The sequence below is a fragment of the Pseudomonas sp. GW821-FHT02B10 genome, from assembly GCF_059421865.1.
In genome coordinates this window covers 118,541-134,941 of sequence record NZ_JBWKVU010000015.1, presented here as the reverse complement: position 1 = coordinate 134,941, position 16,401 = coordinate 118,541, and the positions used below count along the sequence as shown (strand labels likewise).

At 66.1% G+C, this 16,401-nt stretch carries 18 protein-coding genes; 10 read left to right on the top strand and 8 right to left on the bottom strand.

Going from position 1 to position 16,401, the window contains the following annotated elements:
* Positions 1 to 27 precede the first annotated feature (27 nt).
* Positions 28 to 789 carry an ABC transporter substrate-binding protein gene (locus AC07VU_RS26530; protein ID WP_495030787.1) on the bottom strand — a complete coding sequence of 254 codons (762 nt, stop codon included), beginning with the start codon at positions 787 to 789 and terminating at the stop codon, positions 28 to 30.
* Between the two features lie 166 nt (positions 790 to 955).
* Here AC07VU_RS26530 and AC07VU_RS26525 point away from each other — a divergent pair, with 166 nt between their 5' ends.
* On the top strand, positions 956 to 1,732 hold the full coding sequence (locus AC07VU_RS26525; protein ID WP_495030786.1) for an IclR family transcriptional regulator: 777 nt from the start codon (positions 956 to 958) through the stop codon (positions 1,730 to 1,732).
* Positions 1,733 to 1,940: 208 nt separating this feature from the next.
* Complete coding sequence (locus AC07VU_RS26520) at positions 1,941 to 2,996, top strand: permease (RefSeq protein WP_007932609.1); 1,056 nt, start codon at positions 1,941 to 1,943, stop codon at positions 2,994 to 2,996.
* Between the two features lie 123 nt (positions 2,997 to 3,119).
* Here AC07VU_RS26520 and mnmH read toward each other — a convergent pair whose 3' ends face one another.
* Both mnmH and selD read right to left on the bottom strand, forming a co-directional pair.
* The gene (gene mnmH, locus AC07VU_RS26515) at positions 3,120 to 4,223 is read right to left on the bottom strand and encodes a tRNA 2-selenouridine(34) synthase MnmH (protein ID WP_007932608.1); all 1,104 of its coding nucleotides are present in this window, start codon (positions 4,221 to 4,223) and stop codon (positions 3,120 to 3,122) included.
* On the bottom strand, positions 4,223 to 5,257 hold the full coding sequence (selD, locus tag AC07VU_RS26510) for a selenide, water dikinase SelD (RefSeq protein ID WP_495030785.1): 1,035 nt from the start codon (positions 5,255 to 5,257) through the stop codon (positions 4,223 to 4,225). The genes mnmH and selD overlap by 1 nt, the downstream gene beginning before the upstream one ends.
* 423 nt (positions 5,258 to 5,680) lie before the next feature.
* Here selD and AC07VU_RS26505 point away from each other — a divergent pair, with 423 nt between their 5' ends.
* Together AC07VU_RS26505 and AC07VU_RS26500 are read left to right on the top strand one after the other, a co-directional pair.
* Positions 5,681 to 6,637 (top strand): nucleoside-specific channel-forming protein Tsx, encoded by a 957-nt coding sequence (locus AC07VU_RS26505; protein WP_053260500.1) that lies wholly within the window; start codon positions 5,681 to 5,683, stop codon positions 6,635 to 6,637.
* A 23-nt stretch (positions 6,638 to 6,660) separates the two neighbouring features.
* Positions 6,661 to 7,704: a purine-nucleoside phosphorylase gene (locus tag AC07VU_RS26500; RefSeq protein WP_277588356.1), complete on the top strand. Its 1,044-nt coding sequence runs from the start codon at positions 6,661 to 6,663 to the stop codon at positions 7,702 to 7,704.
* A gap of 149 nt (positions 7,705 to 7,853) precedes the next feature.
* Here the strand turns inward: AC07VU_RS26500 and AC07VU_RS26495 are convergent, their stop codons facing one another.
* From AC07VU_RS26495 to AC07VU_RS26485, 3 genes are all read right to left on the bottom strand, one after another.
* The gene (locus AC07VU_RS26495) at positions 7,854 to 8,810 is read right to left on the bottom strand and encodes a quinone oxidoreductase family protein (RefSeq protein ID WP_495030784.1); all 957 of its coding nucleotides are present in this window, start codon (positions 8,808 to 8,810) and stop codon (positions 7,854 to 7,856) included.
* Positions 8,811 to 8,853: 43 nt separating this feature from the next.
* Entirely contained in the window at positions 8,854 to 9,027 is a 174-nt protein-coding gene (locus tag AC07VU_RS26490; protein ID WP_007930748.1) for a DUF1427 family protein, read from the bottom strand.
* Positions 9,028 to 9,427: 400 nt separating this feature from the next.
* Positions 9,428 to 10,207, bottom strand: coding sequence for an AraC family transcriptional regulator (locus AC07VU_RS26485; protein WP_495030783.1), 780 nt, complete (start codon positions 10,205 to 10,207; stop codon positions 9,428 to 9,430).
* Positions 10,208 to 10,443: 236 nt separating this feature from the next.
* On the opposite strand from AC07VU_RS26485, the gene AC07VU_RS26480 reads away from it, so the two are divergent.
* On the top strand, positions 10,444 to 10,671 hold the full coding sequence (locus AC07VU_RS26480; protein ID WP_007930743.1) for a DUF6555 family protein: 228 nt from the start codon (positions 10,444 to 10,446) through the stop codon (positions 10,669 to 10,671).
* Positions 10,672 to 10,820: 149 nt separating this feature from the next.
* Here the strand turns inward: AC07VU_RS26480 and AC07VU_RS26475 are convergent, their stop codons facing one another.
* Positions 10,821 to 10,991, bottom strand: coding sequence for a metallothionein (locus AC07VU_RS26475; protein WP_007930741.1), 171 nt, complete (start codon positions 10,989 to 10,991; stop codon positions 10,821 to 10,823).
* 103 nt (positions 10,992 to 11,094) lie between these two features.
* The gene (glcC, locus tag AC07VU_RS26470) at positions 11,095 to 11,859 is read right to left on the bottom strand and encodes a transcriptional regulator GlcC (RefSeq protein WP_277588353.1); all 765 of its coding nucleotides are present in this window, start codon (positions 11,857 to 11,859) and stop codon (positions 11,095 to 11,097) included.
* Between the two features lie 25 nt (positions 11,860 to 11,884).
* Between glcC and AC07VU_RS26465 the strand changes: the two genes are divergently transcribed.
* The 5 genes from AC07VU_RS26465 to AC07VU_RS26445 are packed head-to-tail and all read left to right on the top strand — an operon-like array spanning position 11,885 to position 16,337.
* Complete coding sequence (locus AC07VU_RS26465; RefSeq protein ID WP_053260495.1) at positions 11,885 to 12,064, top strand: hypothetical protein; 180 nt, start codon at positions 11,885 to 11,887, stop codon at positions 12,062 to 12,064.
* Positions 12,065 to 12,093: 29 nt separating this feature from the next.
* A complete protein-coding gene (gene glcD, locus AC07VU_RS26460) occupies positions 12,094 to 13,593 on the top strand; it encodes a glycolate oxidase subunit GlcD (protein WP_495030782.1) in 1,500 nt (499 codons plus the stop codon).
* A complete protein-coding gene (glcE, locus tag AC07VU_RS26455) occupies positions 13,593 to 14,657 on the top strand; it encodes a glycolate oxidase subunit GlcE (RefSeq protein ID WP_274306308.1) in 1,065 nt (354 codons plus the stop codon). Before glcD ends, glcE begins: the two co-directional genes overlap by 1 nt.
* Positions 14,658 to 14,672: 15 nt before the next feature.
* Positions 14,673 to 15,923 (top strand): glycolate oxidase subunit GlcF, encoded by a 1,251-nt coding sequence (glcF, locus tag AC07VU_RS26450; protein ID WP_495030781.1) that lies wholly within the window; start codon positions 14,673 to 14,675, stop codon positions 15,921 to 15,923.
* Positions 15,924 to 15,935: 12 nt separating this feature from the next.
* Entirely contained in the window at positions 15,936 to 16,337 is a 402-nt protein-coding gene (locus AC07VU_RS26445; RefSeq protein WP_053260491.1) for a heme-binding protein, read from the top strand.
* The last annotated feature ends 64 nt before the right edge of the window (positions 16,338 to 16,401 follow it).

The following is a 16,401-nucleotide window of genomic DNA, read 5'->3' as shown; positions in this document are numbered from 1 at the left end:
CCGCCGGACGGCCGGGCCGCGGGGTGGTCAGTTGAGCTTCCACTTCTCGATGATCCGCTCCAGGGAACCGTCGGCCTTGATCGCCGCGATGCCGCGGTTGACCTCGTCCAGGGTCTGCGCATCGCCCTTGCGCACGATCAGGCAGACATCGCCCATCACCACCGGTTGGTAGCTTTTCACCAGTTGCACTTTGTTCTGGGTGCCCTGGGCCAGTTGGTAGGCGACGATCGGCCGATCGGCGAAACCGGCCTTGATCCGCCCCAGCGCCAGGTCGCGCAGCAGGTCGGGGATCGAGTCGTAGCCGCGCACTTCCTTGAAGATCCCGCGCTTGTTCAACTCATCGATGAACACCGTGCCGACCTGGGCGCCGACCACCTGGTCCTTGAAGTCCTCCATGCGGATGTAGGCGGTGTTGTCGTCGGCGCGCACGATCAGCCCCTCGCCGTAGCTGAACACCGGGTTGGAGTACTGCACCACCTTCTCCCGCGCCGGGGTGCGCAGCATGGCGGCGGAGATGATGTCGATCTTGTTCGAGGTCAGCGAAGGGATCAGCGCGGCGAAGGTGGTCTGCTGGATATCCACCTCGAAGCCGCCGGCCTGGCCCACCGCCCGGGCGGCGTCGATCATCATGCCTTCGATGCTCTGGCTCTTGACGTCGAGAAAGGTGAAGGGAATGCCGGTGGCGGTGGCGCCGACCTTGTACACCGGCGCGGCGCCGGCACTGACGGAACCGACGAGGCCGGCGGTGAGTGCGCAGCACAATGCAAGGACACGAAAACGCTTTTGCATGGCGAATCTCCCATTGGACGATTTTATTGTTTGAAGTCCGTGATGGTTGGCCTCTGATAGTGGGGCAGGAGGCATGGACCGACTATAAACAATTTACAAAAATCGTAAAGAGATTTATAAATATCGAATATCGATATTTAAAACACAAAAAACCAAAGGAACCGCCATGAGCGACACCCCCAATAGCCTGTTCAATCAGTCGCTGGAAAAAGGCCTGGCGGTCCTGCGCGCCTTCAACGCCGCCCAACGGACCATGAACCTGGCGGAAATCGCCGAGGCCGCCGAGATCAACAAAAGCTCGGCGCAACGCATGATCCACACCCTGGAGCAGCTCGGTTACGTGCGTAAGCACCCGCAGACCAAACGCTTCCAGCTGACCCCGCGGGTGATGGAGATCGGCTACAACTACCTCGCCGCCGACACCTTGGTGGACGTGGCCAACCCGTTCCTTGCCGAACTGGCCCAGGTCACCGGCGAAACCACCAACCTCACCGAGCCCGACGGCCTGGACATGGTCTATGTCGCGCGCTTCGTGGCGCCCAAGTTCATTCCGATCCACATGCCCATCGGCAGCCGCATCCCGATGTACTGCACCGGTTCCGGCCGCGCCTACCTCAGCGCCCTGCCCGACCAGGAAGCCCTGGCGATGCTCCAGGCCAGCGACCGCCAGGCCCATACCCGGCACACCCTGACCGGGATCGACGCGATCCATGGGGAAATCGTCACCACCCGCCAGCGCGGTTACGCCCTGAACCAGGAAGAACTGTTTCTCGGCGACATGAGCATCGCCGCGCCGATCATCGGCAGCCAGGGCTTGCCGGTGGCCGCCGTGCACGTGGTGATCCCCAGCAGCCGCTGGACCCTGGAAGAAGCCGAACGCAAGCTGGCGCCTTCGGTGATCGAGTGCGCCCGGGCGATTCGCACCTCGATTCGTACCCTCTGAGCGCCCATGACCCTTTTGTAGTCGCCGGCGATCGACTGCGCAGCAGTCGCAGGCATGGGTTCCGGGATTTGGCCCGGCACTCAGCGTTGCGAGGTTTTACCACCGCTGCGCGGTCGATCGCAGCCTTCGGCAGCGGCTACACAGGCGCGCAAGGTGCGCGAGTAGGCTAAGATTCGCGACCTAACGTCATTGCCCGGAATCACTGTTCATGTCCAGCCTTGCCCCTGCCAGCCCCGTCCGGGGCTGGTCGTTCTGGTGGAAACCCGCCCTGTTCGTCCTGGTGGCGTGTGTCGGCCTCTACTTCGTCAAGTGGTCGCCCTACTACGCCAAGGCCTTTATCGCCGCCGACAGCCACAGCATCGGCGCCTCGATCATCAACGATCAGCCCTCCTCGCCTCTGAACGCCGCCCTGGCCTACGCCCAGGTGTATTTCCTGGCGATCTGGAAGGCCGCGGTGCTGGCGGTGATCCTCGGTTCGCTGCTGCAAGTGCTGATCCCGCGGGACTGGCTGCTGCGCCTGTTCGGCCGCGCCGGTTTCGGCTCGACCTTGCGCGGCGGCCTGTTCGCCCTGCCCGGCATGATGTGTTCCTGCTGCGCCGCGCCCGTGGCGGCGAGCATGCGCCGGCAGAATGTCTCGGTGGGCGCGGCGCTGGCCTTCTGGATCGCCAACCCGGTGCTCAACCCGGCGACCCTGGTGTTCATGGGTTTTGTCCTGGGCTGGGGTTTCACCGCGCTGCGGCTGGTGGCGGGCATCGTGCTGGTGCTGGGAGTGTCGCTGGTGGCCCAGCGCATCGCCCGTCCCGAACAACTGCCGGAAGCGGCGGTGGAGGCCGTGGTCGAGGCCAGCACGGGCAATGAAGGTGCGTTCTTCAGCCGCTGGGCACGCAGCCTGTGGCAACTGTTCTGGAGCACCATTCCGATCTATGTGCTGGCGGTGCTGGTGCTGGGCGCGGCGCGGGTCTGGCTGTTCCCCCATGTCGAGGGCGCGATTGGCGACAGCCTTTTGTGGCTGGTGCCGCTGGCGATTGTCGGCACGCTGTTCGTGATTCCCACCGCCGCGGAAATCCCTATCGTGCAGACCATGATGACCCTGGGCATGGGCACCGGCCCGGCGGTGGCCTTGCTGATGACCCTGCCGAGCATCAGCCTGCCGTCGCTTTTGATGCTGCGCAAGGATTTCGACGCGCGGGTGCTGATGACCGTCGCCGGCCTGACCATGCTGATTGGCGTGGTGTGCGGGTTGATTGGCGCGGCGCTGTTGTAACCAGAAGTTCGATGGCGTCCGCCCGGACGCCATCGCGAGCAAGCTTCGCTCCTACAGAAGCATCTGCAGGAGCGGCCGGTCGATTGCCCGCGATGGGGCCAAAGGCCCCGCCCTTCTACCGACTCAACCGCGCTGACGAGCCCGTTCGCGCAAATACTCCAGCACCGCCGCCTGCTCGCCGACGAACTCGATGCGCGCGCCCTTGCTTTCGCGCTGGAAGGCATACATCGGGTCGTAATATTCCTTGAGCAAGCCTTCGATCCAGGCCCGGTGCAGGTCCACGCTGCCGCTGCGGGCCTGCTCGGCCAGGGCGGCCTCCAGCAGCTGGTACAGGCGCTGGTGACGCTCGCCCCCCAGGCGTTTGCGGATGTTGTTCAGGCTTTCCAGCAGGCGCTCGGAAAACCGCGCGAAACCGTCCTCGCCATGCACCGCGACGAACTCCGCGCACAGGTCGATCACGTAGTCGCGCAGGATCCGCTCGACTCGCCCCTCCAGGCCATCCTCCAGCCAGACCATGGGGAAGCGCTGCATGCCCTGGTACAGCGGCAACGGCAAGGCGCAGCTGCCGATCATGCGGTTCTCGTCTTCCAGCACGAACCCGCCGATGCCGCGCTCGCGCTTTTTCAGGATGTCCACCGCCAGGCGGTTCTCGAAGTCGATGTTCGACGGCTGGCCGCTGGCGCGCTTGCCGAAACTGGAGCCGCGATGGTTGGCGTGGCCTTCCAGGTCCAGGCCGTTGGCCAGTTGGTTGAGCACTTCGGTCTTGCCGATGCCGGTCATGCCGCCGAGCAGGACAAAATCACACTCGGCCACCGCTCCTTCGAGGGTGTCGAGCAGGAAGGTACGCATGGCCTTGTAGCCGCCGCCGACCCGCGGGTAGTCGATGCCGGCCTCGTCCTTGAGCCACTGCTGGACGATCTGCGAACGCAGGCCGCCGCGGAAGCAGTACAGGTAGCCATCGGGGTGGGCCCGGGCGAAGTCGGCCCAGGCCTGGATGCGCTCGGCCTTGATCGCCCCGGACACCAGCTGGTGCCCGAGGACGATCGCCGCCTGCTGGCCCTGCTGCTTGTAGCAGGTGCCGACCCGCTGCCGTTCGTGGTCGGTCATCAGCGGCAGGTTGACCACGCCGGGAAAGGCGCCCTTGCTGAATTCGACCGGCGCGCGGGTATCCATCATCGGCCGGTCGTTGAGGAAGATTTCGCGGTAGTCGGTGATATCGATGGGCATCAGATCACCTCGACCGCGTTGCTCTGTCGTTCCACCAGCTCACCGATCGGCGCCAGTTCCAGGCCCAGTTCGGCGGCCAGCGCCAGAAAGGCCGCATTGCCTTCCGGGGTGACGGCGATCAACAGCCCGCCGCTGGTCTGCGGGTCGCACAGCACCAGCTTGTGCAGGGCCTGGATACGCCCGAGCTTGTCGGCGTAGCTGTCGAAATTGCGCTGGGTGCCGCCCGGTATGCAGCCCTGGTCCAGGTAGTACTCGACCCCGGGCAGGCGCGGCACGCGATCGTAGTGAATACGCGCGGTCAGGCCGCTGCCGTCGGCCATTTCCACCAGGTGCCCGAGCAGGCCGAAACCGGTGACGTCGGTCATCGCGGTCACGCCGTCGAGCTTGCCGAAGCGGCTGCCGGGCTTGTTCAGGGTGCACATCCAGTCGCGGGCCAGGCCGACGTCGGCGCTGCGCAACTTGCCCTTCTTCTCGGCGGTGGTCAGCACGCCGATGCCCAGGGGCTTGGTCAGGTACAGCAGGCAACCGGCGGTGGCGGTGTCGTTGCGCTTCATATGGCGCTTTTCCACCAGGCCGGTGACGGCCAGGCCGAAGATCGGTTCCGGAGCGTCGATCGAATGGCCGCCGGCCAGGGGGATGCCGGCCGCGTCGCACATCGCGCGGCCGCCGCGAATCACCTCGCGGGCGATTTCCGGCGCCAGCACGTTCACCGGCCAGCCAAGGATGGCGATGGCCATCAACGGGTCGCCGCCCATGGCGTAGATGTCGCTGATGGCATTGGTCGCGGCGATGCGCCCGAAGTCGAACGGGTCGTCGACGATCGGCATGAAAAAGTCGGTGGTCGAGACCACGCCGCGCTCTTCGTCGATGGCGTACACCGCCGCGTCGTCGCGCGAGGCGTTGCCGACCCAGAGTTTCGGGTCGAGGTTCTGCGCGCCGCTGCCGGCCAGAATCACCTCCAGGACCTGGGGAGAAATCTTGCAACCGCAACCCGCGCCGTGGCTGTACTGGGTCAGGCGAATCGGCTCGCTCATGGGGCACCTCTGGAAGTCGTGGAGCGGCGATTCTAGCAGAGCGACCCGAGCAGAACGTCAAGCACCCTTTCCCTGCACTGCAGAACCAGCATCGAACGAACGCAGCCAGATAGTCAGCGAATACTCGACCCGAGGCCGCGAAGGTCGTTGGTTGCCATCACCTCGATGATTGAACGAGGGCGCATCAGCCCTGTGCCAGGCGCCAGCGCCTTCGCCCTTTCTTCGCGCACAACGCCCAGGCGCTGTGCAACGTCCTGACCGAAAAGACAGCTTATGGGTAGGTTTCACCTTTATTTCAATCAGATACTTCAAGTTGGTACAGCATATGCAAACGTTTGCGAGGTCAGCCTTCGAGAGCTTTCGCCGCCAGTTCGGCCAGGCCGGGCTACTCGGGCTTCAGAACCGCACGAACAGGGATTTTCAATGCACGTACCTTTCACCCCCTCCGCGTCCCGCCACACCTTGGTTGTTTCCTTGCTACTAAGCGCCGTTACAGGACTACTCAGCGCTACCGCCCAGGCCGAGGAAAAAACCCTCGACGACTCGGCCCAGGGCGAGAGCCTGAGCCCCGCCGCCGCGCCAGCGAAACCAGGCCCCTACCTGTCGGACTGGTACAACCAGGACCTGACCCTGATCGGCAGCAAGGACATCAGTTTCGGCCCGCAGCCGGCCGACGATATCTACCTGGAGTACGAGTACTTCGGTCGCAAGGGGCCGTTCGAGCTGTACGGCTACATCGACATCCCGAAGATCTTCAACATCGGCAACAGCCACGACAAAGGCGTGTGGGACCACGGCTCGCCGGTGTTCATGGAGCACGAGCCGCGGATCTCCATCGACTACCTGGCCGGACGCAGCCTGGCCATCGGCCCGTTCAAGGAGTGGTATGTGGCCTTCGACTGGATCTACGACCACGGCAGCAACAGCGCCAACCGCGCCAATACCCTGTACAGCGGCCTGGGCACCGACATCGACACCCATTCGCGGGTCAACCTGTCGGCCAACTTCTACGGGCGCTACCAGTGGGAAAACTACGGCGCCAGCAATGAATATTCCTGGGACGGCTACCGCGCCCAGCTCAAGTACATCGTGCCCATCAGCAAGTTCGGCAACGGCGCGTCGCTGACCTATATCGGCTTCACCAACTTCGATTTCGGCTCTGACCTGCACAAGGACAACCCGGCCCGCACGGCCAACGCCACGGTGGCCACCAACGTATTGCTGTATTCCTTTACCCACCTGCGGTTCACCCTGGTCGGCCGTTACTTCCACAATGGCGGCAACTGGCAGGACGGCAGCGAGTTGAATTTCGGCGATGGCGATTTCCGCGCCCGGTCCAATGGCTGGGGTTACTACGCCGGCATCGGTTACCAGTTCTGATCACTCAAGCAATGGAGGCTTTCATGCACGCGATGACCCGTCTTTCCCTTTCCGTGGGCCTGGCCTGCGGCGCCCTGCTCGCTTCGACGGCCTGGGCCGCCGAGGCCCCGGCGACCCCGATCAAACCCAAGGTGATGCTGATCACCATGTTCGCCCCCGAGGCCCAGCACTGGATCGAGCGCCTGGAGCTGAAGCAGGAAGTGCGCGTACCCGGCCTGTCAGCGGAGTACCCGGCGATCCGTTGCAATACCAGGGACGTCTGCCTGCTGGTCACCGGCATGGGCCAGACCAACGCCGCGGCCTCGACCCTGGCACTGGCGCTGTCGCCGAAATTCGACCTGCGCAAAAGCTACTTCCTGGTCGCCGGGATCGCCGGCATCAGCCCTAAACACGGGACCATCGGCACCACCGCCTGGGCGCATTACCTGGTGGAATTCGGTACCCAGTGGGAACTGGATTCGCGGGACGCGCCCAAGGACTGGCCGACCGGCTACCTGGGCATCAATACCAAAGGCCCGAACGAGAAACCGCCGTTGGACTACAAGACCGAAGTCTTCGAACTCAACCCGAAACTCCAGGCCAAGGCCTTCGCCCTGTCGCGTCGGGTAAGCCTGAGCGAAAGCAAGGAATCGGCGGCCTGGCGCCTCAAGTACCCGGCGGCCCCGGCCAACCAGCCGCCGGTGGTGACCCAGTGCGACACCCTGGCGGGCAATACCTGGTTCTCCGGCACGCGCCTGAGCGAGCGGGCCGAGGTCTGGACCCGCCTGCTGACCGACAACAAGGGCGAGTACTGCACCACCCAGCAGGAAGACAACTCGACCTACGAGGCCCTGCTGCGCGCCAGCCGCGAAGGCCGGGTGGACGTGCAGCGGTTGGCGGTGGTCCGCGCCGGCTCCGACTTCGACCGCCCCGAGCCGGGCGGCAGCGAGGTCGACAACCTGCTCAAGTACGCCGACCAGGGCGGTTTTGTCCCGGCCCTGGAAAACCTCTATCGCACCGGCAACCCGCTGGTGCAGGACATCCTGAAGAACTGGTCGGCGTGGGAGAAAGGCGTGCCGGGGGCGTAAACCAACCTGTAGCCGCTGCCGCAGGCTGCGATCGACCCGAAGGGGCGTGGCGATCTTGCGATTGCCGAGGTCCTGCGGACCTATCGCAGCCTTCGGCAGCGGCTACATAAAGCCGTGCCAGCCTGCCGATTCAGGCAGGTTGGCCACCCTTACGGCAGCAGAATCACCTTCTCGCCGCTGCCCTTGTTCACCTCGTGATAACGCTCGACGCCCTGCGCCAGCGGCGATTCGAACAGCCCCTGCGGCAATGGCAACAGCCCCTCATCGAAGAACCGGCCGAACTGCTCGAGCATGGCCGCACAGGCCTGCACGCCGTACAGCAACGAGTTGATCCCGACCACCGAACCGCCCTTGCGATACAGGCCCAGGGCCGGCAGTTGCACATGACCGTCCACCGGCGCGGCGATGATGGCGATCCGGCCGAACGGCGCCAGGGCCGCGACCGAGGCCGGCAGCCAGAAACCGGTGGTGTCGAAGATCACCTCGGCGCCGCCGGCGAACACCTCGTTGACCTGCGCCCCGAGGTCTTCCGGCTGGTCCAGTTGCAAGGTCTGGAACCCTTGCGCCTGCAAGGCCTTGACCTGTTCCGGGCGCCGCGCGGCGGCCAGCACCCTGGCCCCGCGAACCTTCGCCAGGGCCAGAGCGGCGCTGCCCACCGCCCCACCGCCAATCACCAGCAACGTGGTGCCGGCGCTTACCCCGCTGCGTTCCAGGGCATCCCAGGCGGTGGTGTAAGGCACGCCCAGGCTGGCGGCCTGGGCGAAGCTCAGCTGCGCCGGCTTGTGCGCCACGCCCTTGGCCGACAGCGCCACGTACTGGGCATGGGAGCCGTCCGCGTAGAACCCCAGCTCCTTGCCGGTGCCCCAGACCTCCTGTCCCACCCACTCCTGCGGCCCGTCCACCACCACTCCGGCAAAGTCCCGCCCGGGAATGCGCGGCAAGGTGGTGTAGGGAAAACGCCCGAGCACATTTTTCACATCGCTGGGGTTGAGGCCCGCAGCCTTGATCCGCACCAGTACCTGATCGGCGGCCGGCACCGGGGTCGGCACCTCGACGTAGTGCAGCGACGAGAGATCGCCGGTCTTGGAAAATTGCAGGGCGTGCATAAGCACCTCCATAAACAGGAATACATAAAAGAATCGAAAGGCCTCAGGACAACCAGTTGCTCACCAGCTGCCGACCCATGGGCCACAGCTGTTCGCCGGCGAGCATGCCGAGCAGCCCGACCAGGGCGATGGCCGGCGGCGCCGGCGAGCGAAAATTCAAGGCGCCGTAGAGCAATCCGACGCCGAGGCCGATGGCCAGGGAGATGAGGTAATGCATGACGAACTCCAGGCAGTGCGCCGCGCCAGAGCGGCGACGATTGGGCATGCCGGGAGTCTAGGGAACGCCGAACCGGGCAACCGGCCAAGCACTTCAGGATTTCGGCCAATCTGTGGGTATGAACGAGTAAGAGCGAAGCCTGGCTGCGATGGCCCCGACGTGGAATGTCTGGCATACCGCGTTATCGTTCATCGCGAGCAAGCTTCGCTCCTACGGGATTGCAGCGCCCACACACAATGGATGCCTGTACGCAAAGCCCCGTAGCCGCTGCCGAGCCGCGCGAGGCTGCGATCGACTGCGCAGCAGGCGCAAAGCCTGAGAATGCAGTGGGTCTGGATAAACGCGGTGGCCCGGTCGCAGCCTCGCAGAGCTCGGCAGCGGCTACAGGGATGACAGGCACTCAGGTGCTGGCTTCCCCGGCCGCGTATTGCGACGGGGCCAGCCCCAGCTCGCGGCGGAACATGTCGCTGAAGCTGCCGGGGGAATACCCCAGCTCACGGGCGATGGTGCCGACCGGCACGCCCTGGATCAGCTCGGCGGCGGCCGTGGCCAGCTGCACCTGGCGGCGCCACTCGGCGAAGCCCATGCCCAAACTGTCCTTGAACAGCCGCGCCAGGGTGCGCACGCTGGCGCCCGCCGCCTCGGCGTGGCGTTCGAAGGGAATGTCCAGGGAAGGCGCGGCCATCACCGCCTGGCAGAGGCTGATCAGGCGCCGGTCGGAACTGTCCGGCAGGACGATCTTCAGCTGCGAGCGCCGGGCGCGCTTGAGCTCCAGCAGGGCCAGGCCCACCAGCGCGTCGTAGTACTCCGGCTGCGGCGCGCCGTCATGCTCCACCAGGCGCACGATCAGCTCGCGCAGCAGGTTGTCCACCTGCAACACCTGCACCTGGCTGTCGAGGGTCGCCGCCAGGCACGGGCGCAGATAGATATTGCGCATCTGCAGGTCGGTGACCACACGGATCCCGTGGGGCACGCCCGGCGGCAGCCACACCGCCCGTTGCGGCGGCACCACCAGCGCCTCGTTCGGCGTCTCGACCCACATCACCCCGCTCATGGCGTACAGCAGCTGCCCCCAGGCGTGTTCGTGGGGCTCGATGAACAGGCCACGCGGATAGGTGCGCGCCAGGGGTTGCACCGGTACGTCGGTGTCGCTGAGGTCGGGAGGTGCGGCAAGGGCCATGGCCGGGCATCGTCGTCAAGCAAGGGGGGGGCCATGGTAACCCCGCCGATCCGCCTGGAAAACCGCGAGAAAGCATCCGAACGGGCGCCGCAGCGACAGGCAATAAGCCGTTCGAATGCTTGCCCGACCACTGCCCGACCACTGCCCGACCGCTGATACCCTTGCTCGACAATCCGAGTGAATTTTTCCCTGCCCGCGCGGGTCACTAAACCATCACAGGGAGGATTGATAGCTTTATGAACAACGCAAAACTTTTCGTCATCGAATACACCCTGCACGGCACCCCCAAGTCCTTCATCATCCGCTCGGAGAAGATGGACAACGCCGAGGCGTGGCACTGGGCAAGCTGCGACGCCGGTGTCGGCCGCATCGGCCGCTTTGGCCTGGAACGGGTGAAAAAGACCAGCAAGCCCCTGGCGGAAAAATTCGGTATCGAAAACGTCACCTGGCGACCGTCGACCTGAGCCAAGCGAGGTCGATGCCTTGCGGCGTGCGCTGCCAAAGCCGCCGGCCAGCCGCCTTGCCAGCGAAACCGGTACCTGCACCTGCGCAATTGAAAGTGGAGCCACGACAGGCTCCACTGTTTTTTTCGCCCCGCCACTGTTGCAGCACGTCAGTGATGCGCGCCCTTGGCGCAATCGCAGCCTTCGGTGGAGGCGCAGGGTTCGCCGTTGGCGTGGTGGCTGGCGCAGGCCTGGCAGCAGTAGTGCTTGCCGTGACGCACGATGGCATGGGCGCCGACCTTGCAGGTGCAGCCCGGACAGGCACAAGTCTCATTGGACATAAGGTGACTCCTTGGTGGTGGTCGTCGACGACGCGGATGTTGCCGCGTCTCTAGCAGTGTAGTAACTGCCCATCGCCGCCATTGGCCCCTGGTCGCGGCGGCTTCAGTTCCAGCCTTCCAGGCGCAAGGTCGCCCGCACCAGGCGCTGCTCTTCGTTTTCGATCTCCCGCAGGTTGTCGCAGAGGCCCTGGATATGCGCGATGGCGGCCTTGCGCGCCTGCTCCGGCAGGCGTCCGGTGACGGCGTTGTAGAGCCGCGCGTGCTGGCGGTCGATCTGGCGCTTCTGCGCCTGGCGGTGGTAGAGGTTGTTGACCGAGGCGAACACCGAATTGAGCAGCAGGTCGGTCAGCGAGCGCAGGGTCTGCACCAGCACCGGGTTGTGCGAAGCCTCGCAGATCGCCAGGTGGAAAGCGTGATCCAGGCGCGCGTGGGTCGAGGCATCAAGGGCCTGGTCGTGGGCGTCCAGCAGCGCCTGGTAAGCACGGCCGATCAGCACAAAATCGGCCTCGGTGCCGCGCAACGCCGCCAGCCGCGCCGACTCGCCTTCCAGCAGGCTGCGCACTTCGAACAGGTCGTAGAGGGTGCGCGGCTGGGAGCTGAACAGATGCATCAGCGCCGAGGTCGCGCCCTGCCCCGACAGTTGGGCGACAAACGAGCCCTTGCCCTGTTCGGTTTCGATGATACCCCGCGCCCGCAGCAGCTTCAGGCCCTCGCGCAACGCCGTGCGCGATACGCCGAGTTTTTCCGTGAGGCGCCGCTCCGAGGGCAGCAGTTGGCCGGTCTTGAGTACGCCGTCGACGATCAGGCGCTCGATGCGTTCACACACCACATCCGCCACCTGGTGCCGGCCCGAATCGCTCCTGTGCATGCGCCCTCCACTGGTATGACCAGCTGTGAAGAAAAAACCCGATCAAACGGACCGCCAGGCCATCCTGCTGATATACCTGGCTTTTTATAAAAAACCCGGCATCGACGACAAAACAAACTGGTTCGACCAGCGTTCGGCCCCGTGGACAGTAAGGCCAGCCGGGCCAATGATGCAACTGAGCGGCCTGCCCCTGCCGGCCGCCTAATAAAAACAACTCAGGGTCGTCAGCCACCCATGAATATCCTCTACGACGAACGCGTCGACGGCGCGCTGCCCAGCGTCGATAAAGCGGCATTGCTCCAAGCGCTGCACCAGCGCCTGCCCGACCTCGACCTGCTGCACCAGACGGAAGACCTCAAGCCCTACGAATGCGACGGCCTCTCGGCCTATCGCACCACGCCGATGCTGGTGGCCCTGCCGCGGCATATCGAGCAGGTGCAGGAACTGCTGCGGATCTGCCATGAACGGCGCGTGCCGGTGGTCGCCCGCGGTGCCGGCACCGGCCTCTCCGGTGGCGCCCTGCCCCTGGAACAAGGCGTGCTGCTGGTGATGGCGCGCTTCAACCAGATCCTGCATATCGACCCCGCCGCCCGCAGCGCGCGGGTCCAGCCCGGGGTGCGCAACCTGGCGATCTCCCAGGCCGCCGCGCCGTTCGGCCTGTACTACGCCCCCGACCCGTCCTCGCAGATCGCCTGCTCGATCGGCGGCAACGTCGCGGAAAACGCCGGCGGCGTGCACTGCCTGAAATACGGCCTGACCGTGCACAACCTGCTCAAGGTGGAGATCCTCAGCGTCGAAGGCGAACGCCTGACCCTGGGCAGCGACGCCCTGGACGCGCCGGGCTTCGACCTGCTGGCGCTGTTCACCGGCTCCGAAGGCCTGCTCGGGATCATCACCGAAGTCACGGTCAAGCTGCTGCCCAAGCCGCAACTGGCCAAGGTGCTGCTGGCGGCCTTCGACTCGGTGGAAAAAGCCGGCCGCGCGGTGGCCGATATCATCGCCGCCGGCATCATCCCCGGCGGCCTGGAAATGATGGACAACCTGGCGCTCCGCGCCGCCGAGGACTTCATTCACGCCGGTTACCCGGTGGACGCCGAGGCCATCCTGCTGTGCGAGCTGGACGGTGTCGAAGCCGATGTCCACGACGACTGCGACCGGGTCCGCGCGGTGCTCGAACGGGCCGGCGCCACCGAGGTCCGCCAGGCCCGCGACGAAGCCGAACGGGTGCGTTTCTGGGCCGGGCGCAAGAACGCCTTCCCGGCGGTGGGCCGGCTGTCGCCGGACTATTACTGCATGGACGGCACCATTCCGCGCCGCGCACTGCCGGGGGTGCTCAAGGCCATCGCCGCGCTGGCCGCCGAATACCAGCTGCGGGTGGCCAATGTGTTTCATGCCGGCGACGGCAACATGCACCCGTTGATCCTGTTCGACGCCAACCAGCCCGGCGAACTGGACCGCGCCGAAGCCCTGGGCGGCAGGATCCTCGAGCTGTGCGTGGCGGTCGGCGGCAGCATCACCGGCGAACACGGGGTCGGCCGGGAGAAAATCAACCAGATGTGCGCCCAGTTCAACAGCGACGAGTTGACCCTGTTCCACGCGGTCAAGGCGGCCTTCGACCCCGGTGGCCTGCTCAACCCCGGCAAGAACATCCCGACCCTGCACCGCTGCGCCGAATTCGGCGCCATGCATGTGCACGCCGGGCAATTGCCCTTCCCCGAGCTGGAGCGTTTCTGATGACGGCACACGCGGATAACGACGCCAGCGGCGAACTGCTGGAACAGGTCGGGCAGGCGCTGGCCGGCAATACCCCGCTGCTGATCCAGGGCGGCAACAGCAAGGCCTTTCTCGGGCGGATGAGCGCTGGAGAAGTGCTCGACACCCGCGCCCATCGCGGCATCGTCAGCTACGACCCCACCGAGCTGGTGGTGACCGTCCGCGCCGGCACGCCGCTTGCGGAACTGCTGGCCACGCTGGACGCCGCCGGGCAAATGCTGGCCTGCGAACCGCCGGCCTTCGGCGACGGCGCCACCGTCGGCGGCATGGTCGCCACCGGTTTGTCCGGCCCGCGGCGGCCCTGGGCCGGCTCGGTGCGCGACTTCGTCCTCGGCAGCCGGGTGATCACCGGCACCGGCAAGCTTCTGCGCTTTGGCGGCGAGGTGATGAAAAACGTCGCCGGCTACGACCTCTCGCGCTTGCTGGTGGGCAGTTACGGTTGCCTTGGGGTGCTCACCGAGGTGTCACTCAAGGTCCTGCCCAAACCGCGCCAGTGCCTCAGCCTGAGCCTGGAAATGGACAGCGCCAAGGCCCTGGCCCGGCTCGCCGACTGGGGCCAGCAACCGCTGCCCATCAGCGCCGCCAGCCATGACGGCCAGCGCCTGCACCTGCGCCTGGAGGGCGGCGAAGGCTCGGTGGCCGCGGCCCGCGACCGCCTGGGTGGCGAGCCGTTGGCGGCCGATTACTGGGCCAACCTCAACGAACAACGCCTGGCATTCTTCGACGAAGGCCTGCCGCTGTGGCGCCTGTCGCTGCCCAACAATACGGGGCCCCTGGAGCTGCCCGGCCAGCAGTTAATAGATTGGGCCGGCGCCCAGCGCTGGTTGAAATCCGCGGCGCCCGCGGAGCGCATCCGCAGCCTGGTGGAGCGCGTCGGCGGCCATGCCACCTGCTACAGCCACGGCCTGGTGGACAGCCCGTTCCAGCCGCTGCCGGCGGTGCTGCTGCGCTACCACCGCCAGCTCAAGGCGCAACTGGACCCGCAAGGGATCTTCAACCCCGGCCGGCTCTACGCCGAGCTCTGAACGCAGACCCCAAGCATGCAAACCACCTTGAGCGAACAAGCGCGCCAGCTGCCCCGCGCCGCGGAGGCCGAGAGCATCCTGCGCACCTGTGTGCACTGCGGTTTCTGCAACGCCACCTGCCCCACCTATCAGTTGCTGGGCGATGAGCTGGACGGACCGCGGGGGCGCATCTACCTGATCAAGCAGGTGCTGGAAGGTCACGAGGCCACGGCCAAGACCCAGCTGCACCTGGACCGCTGCCTGTCGTGCCGCAACTGCGAAACCACCTGCCCGTCCGGGGTGGATTACCACAACCTGCTGGACATCGGCCGCGCCGTGGTCGATGCCGCCGTGCCCCGGCCCCTCGGCCAGCGCCTGCTGCGCCAGGGCCTGCGTGCCCTGGCGCCGAACCCGGCGCTGTTCAAGGCACTGCTCGGCACCGGCGCCACCTTGCGTCCGTGGCTGCCCGAGACCGTGCAAGGCAAGCTGCCGCGCCAGGTGCCGCCGGCCAAGGCGCGTCCGACCACGGCCCACGTGCGGCGTGTCTTGCTGCTGGAAGGCTGCGTGCAGGCGAGCCTGTCACCCAACACCAATGCGGCGACGGCGCGAGTCCTCGACCGCCTGGGCATCGCCGTGCAAGCCGTGAGCGAAGCCGGCTGCTGTGGCGCCGTGGATTACCACCTGGACGCCCAGGAGGCCGGCCTGGAGCGGGCCCGGCGCAATATCGACGCCTGGTGGCCGCACCTGGAAAACGGCGCCGAAGCCCTGGTGCAGACCGCCAGCGGCTGCGGCGCCTTTATCAAGGATTACGGCCACCTGCTGGCCCACGACCCGCGTTATGCCGCCCGCGCCGAGCGGGTCAGCGCCCTGGCCAGGGACCTGGTGGAAGTGCTGCGCGACGAACCGCTGGAACAGTTGCACGCCCACAGCGACCAGCGCCTGGCCTTCCACTGCCCGTGCAGCCTGCAGCACGCGCAGAAACTCGGCGGCGCGGTGGAGGCAGTGCTCAAGCGCCTGGGTTTCGAACTCACCGAGGTGCCCGACAGCCACCTGTGCTGCGGTTCGGCGGGCACCTACTCGCTGACCCAGCCCGAGCTGGCGCGGCAACTGCGCGACAACAAGCTCAATGCCCTGGAAAGCGGCCGGCCCGAGGTCATAGCCACCGCCAATATCGGCTGCCAGACCCACCTCGACGGCGCCGGGCGCACCCCGGTGCGGCACTGGATCGAGCTGGTCGAGGCCGCCCTGCCGCCCCTGAATGCTTCCCATCAATCAGCTACGCCCTGAAAGGAGCACGCCATGCACAGCAAAGCCGTACTGGGTCAGCGCGAAGTCCAGCGCATTCTGATCGCCGCGCGGGACGAGGCCGAGCGCAACCAATGGGCGGTGAGCATCGCCATCGTCGACGACGGCGGCCATCCGCTGGCCCTCGAACGCCTGGACGGCTGCGCGCCGGTCAGCGCCTACATCGCCATGGAAAAAGCCCGCACCGCGGCCCTCGGCCGACGCGAGTCCAAGGGTTATGAAGAGATGGTCAATGGCGGGCGCACCGCGTTTCTCTCCGCGCCCCTGCTGACCTCGCTGGAAGGCGGCGTGCCCGTGGTGTTCGACGGCCAGGTGATCGGCGCGGTCGGGGTGTCCGGGGTCAAGTCCGGGGAGGATGCCCTGGTGGCGCGGTTCGCCGCCCAGGCGTTGGATTGAAGCTTGGGCCGGTCAGCCTGGGTTTGAGGACCGCTGCGCGGTCCATCGCGAGCAAGCTTCGCTC

What these genes read in the sequence shown, in the direction of transcription:
- AC07VU_RS26505 (WP_053260500.1), top strand. Translation starts at nt 5,681, where the DNA reads ATGCACGTACCTTTCACCCCCTCCGCGTCCCGCCACACCTTGGTTGTT.
- selD (WP_495030785.1), bottom strand. Translation starts at nt 5,257, where the DNA reads ATGAGCGAGCCGATTCGCCTGACCCAGTACAGCCACGGCGCGGGTTGC.
- AC07VU_RS26520 (WP_007932609.1), top strand. Translation starts at nt 1,941, where the DNA reads ATGTCCAGCCTTGCCCCTGCCAGCCCCGTCCGGGGCTGGTCGTTCTGG.
- glcF (WP_495030781.1), top strand. Translation starts at nt 14,673, where the DNA reads ATGCAAACCACCTTGAGCGAACAAGCGCGCCAGCTGCCCCGCGCCGCG.
- AC07VU_RS26530 (WP_495030787.1), bottom strand. Translation starts at nt 789, where the DNA reads ATGCAAAAGCGTTTTCGTGTCCTTGCATTGTGCTGCGCACTCACCGCC.
- AC07VU_RS26525 (WP_495030786.1), top strand. Translation starts at nt 956, where the DNA reads ATGAGCGACACCCCCAATAGCCTGTTCAATCAGTCGCTGGAAAAAGGC.
- glcD (WP_495030782.1), top strand. Translation starts at nt 12,094, where the DNA reads ATGAATATCCTCTACGACGAACGCGTCGACGGCGCGCTGCCCAGCGTC.
- glcE (WP_274306308.1), top strand. Translation starts at nt 13,593, where the DNA reads ATGACGGCACACGCGGATAACGACGCCAGCGGCGAACTGCTGGAACAG.
- AC07VU_RS26480 (WP_007930743.1), top strand. Translation starts at nt 10,444, where the DNA reads ATGAACAACGCAAAACTTTTCGTCATCGAATACACCCTGCACGGCACC.
- AC07VU_RS26490 (WP_007930748.1), bottom strand. Translation starts at nt 9,027, where the DNA reads ATGCATTACCTCATCTCCCTGGCCATCGGCCTCGGCGTCGGATTGCTC.
- AC07VU_RS26500 (WP_277588356.1), top strand. Translation starts at nt 6,661, where the DNA reads ATGCACGCGATGACCCGTCTTTCCCTTTCCGTGGGCCTGGCCTGCGGC.
- AC07VU_RS26485 (WP_495030783.1), bottom strand. Translation starts at nt 10,207, where the DNA reads ATGGCCCTTGCCGCACCTCCCGACCTCAGCGACACCGACGTACCGGTG.
- AC07VU_RS26475 (WP_007930741.1), bottom strand. Translation starts at nt 10,991, where the DNA reads ATGTCCAATGAGACTTGTGCCTGTCCGGGCTGCACCTGCAAGGTCGGC.
- mnmH (WP_007932608.1), bottom strand. Translation starts at nt 4,223, where the DNA reads ATGCCCATCGATATCACCGACTACCGCGAAATCTTCCTCAACGACCGG.
- AC07VU_RS26495 (WP_495030784.1), bottom strand. Translation starts at nt 8,810, where the DNA reads ATGCACGCCCTGCAATTTTCCAAGACCGGCGATCTCTCGTCGCTGCAC.
- AC07VU_RS26445 (WP_053260491.1), top strand. Translation starts at nt 15,936, where the DNA reads ATGCACAGCAAAGCCGTACTGGGTCAGCGCGAAGTCCAGCGCATTCTG.
- glcC (WP_277588353.1), bottom strand. Translation starts at nt 11,859, where the DNA reads ATGCACAGGAGCGATTCGGGCCGGCACCAGGTGGCGGATGTGGTGTGT.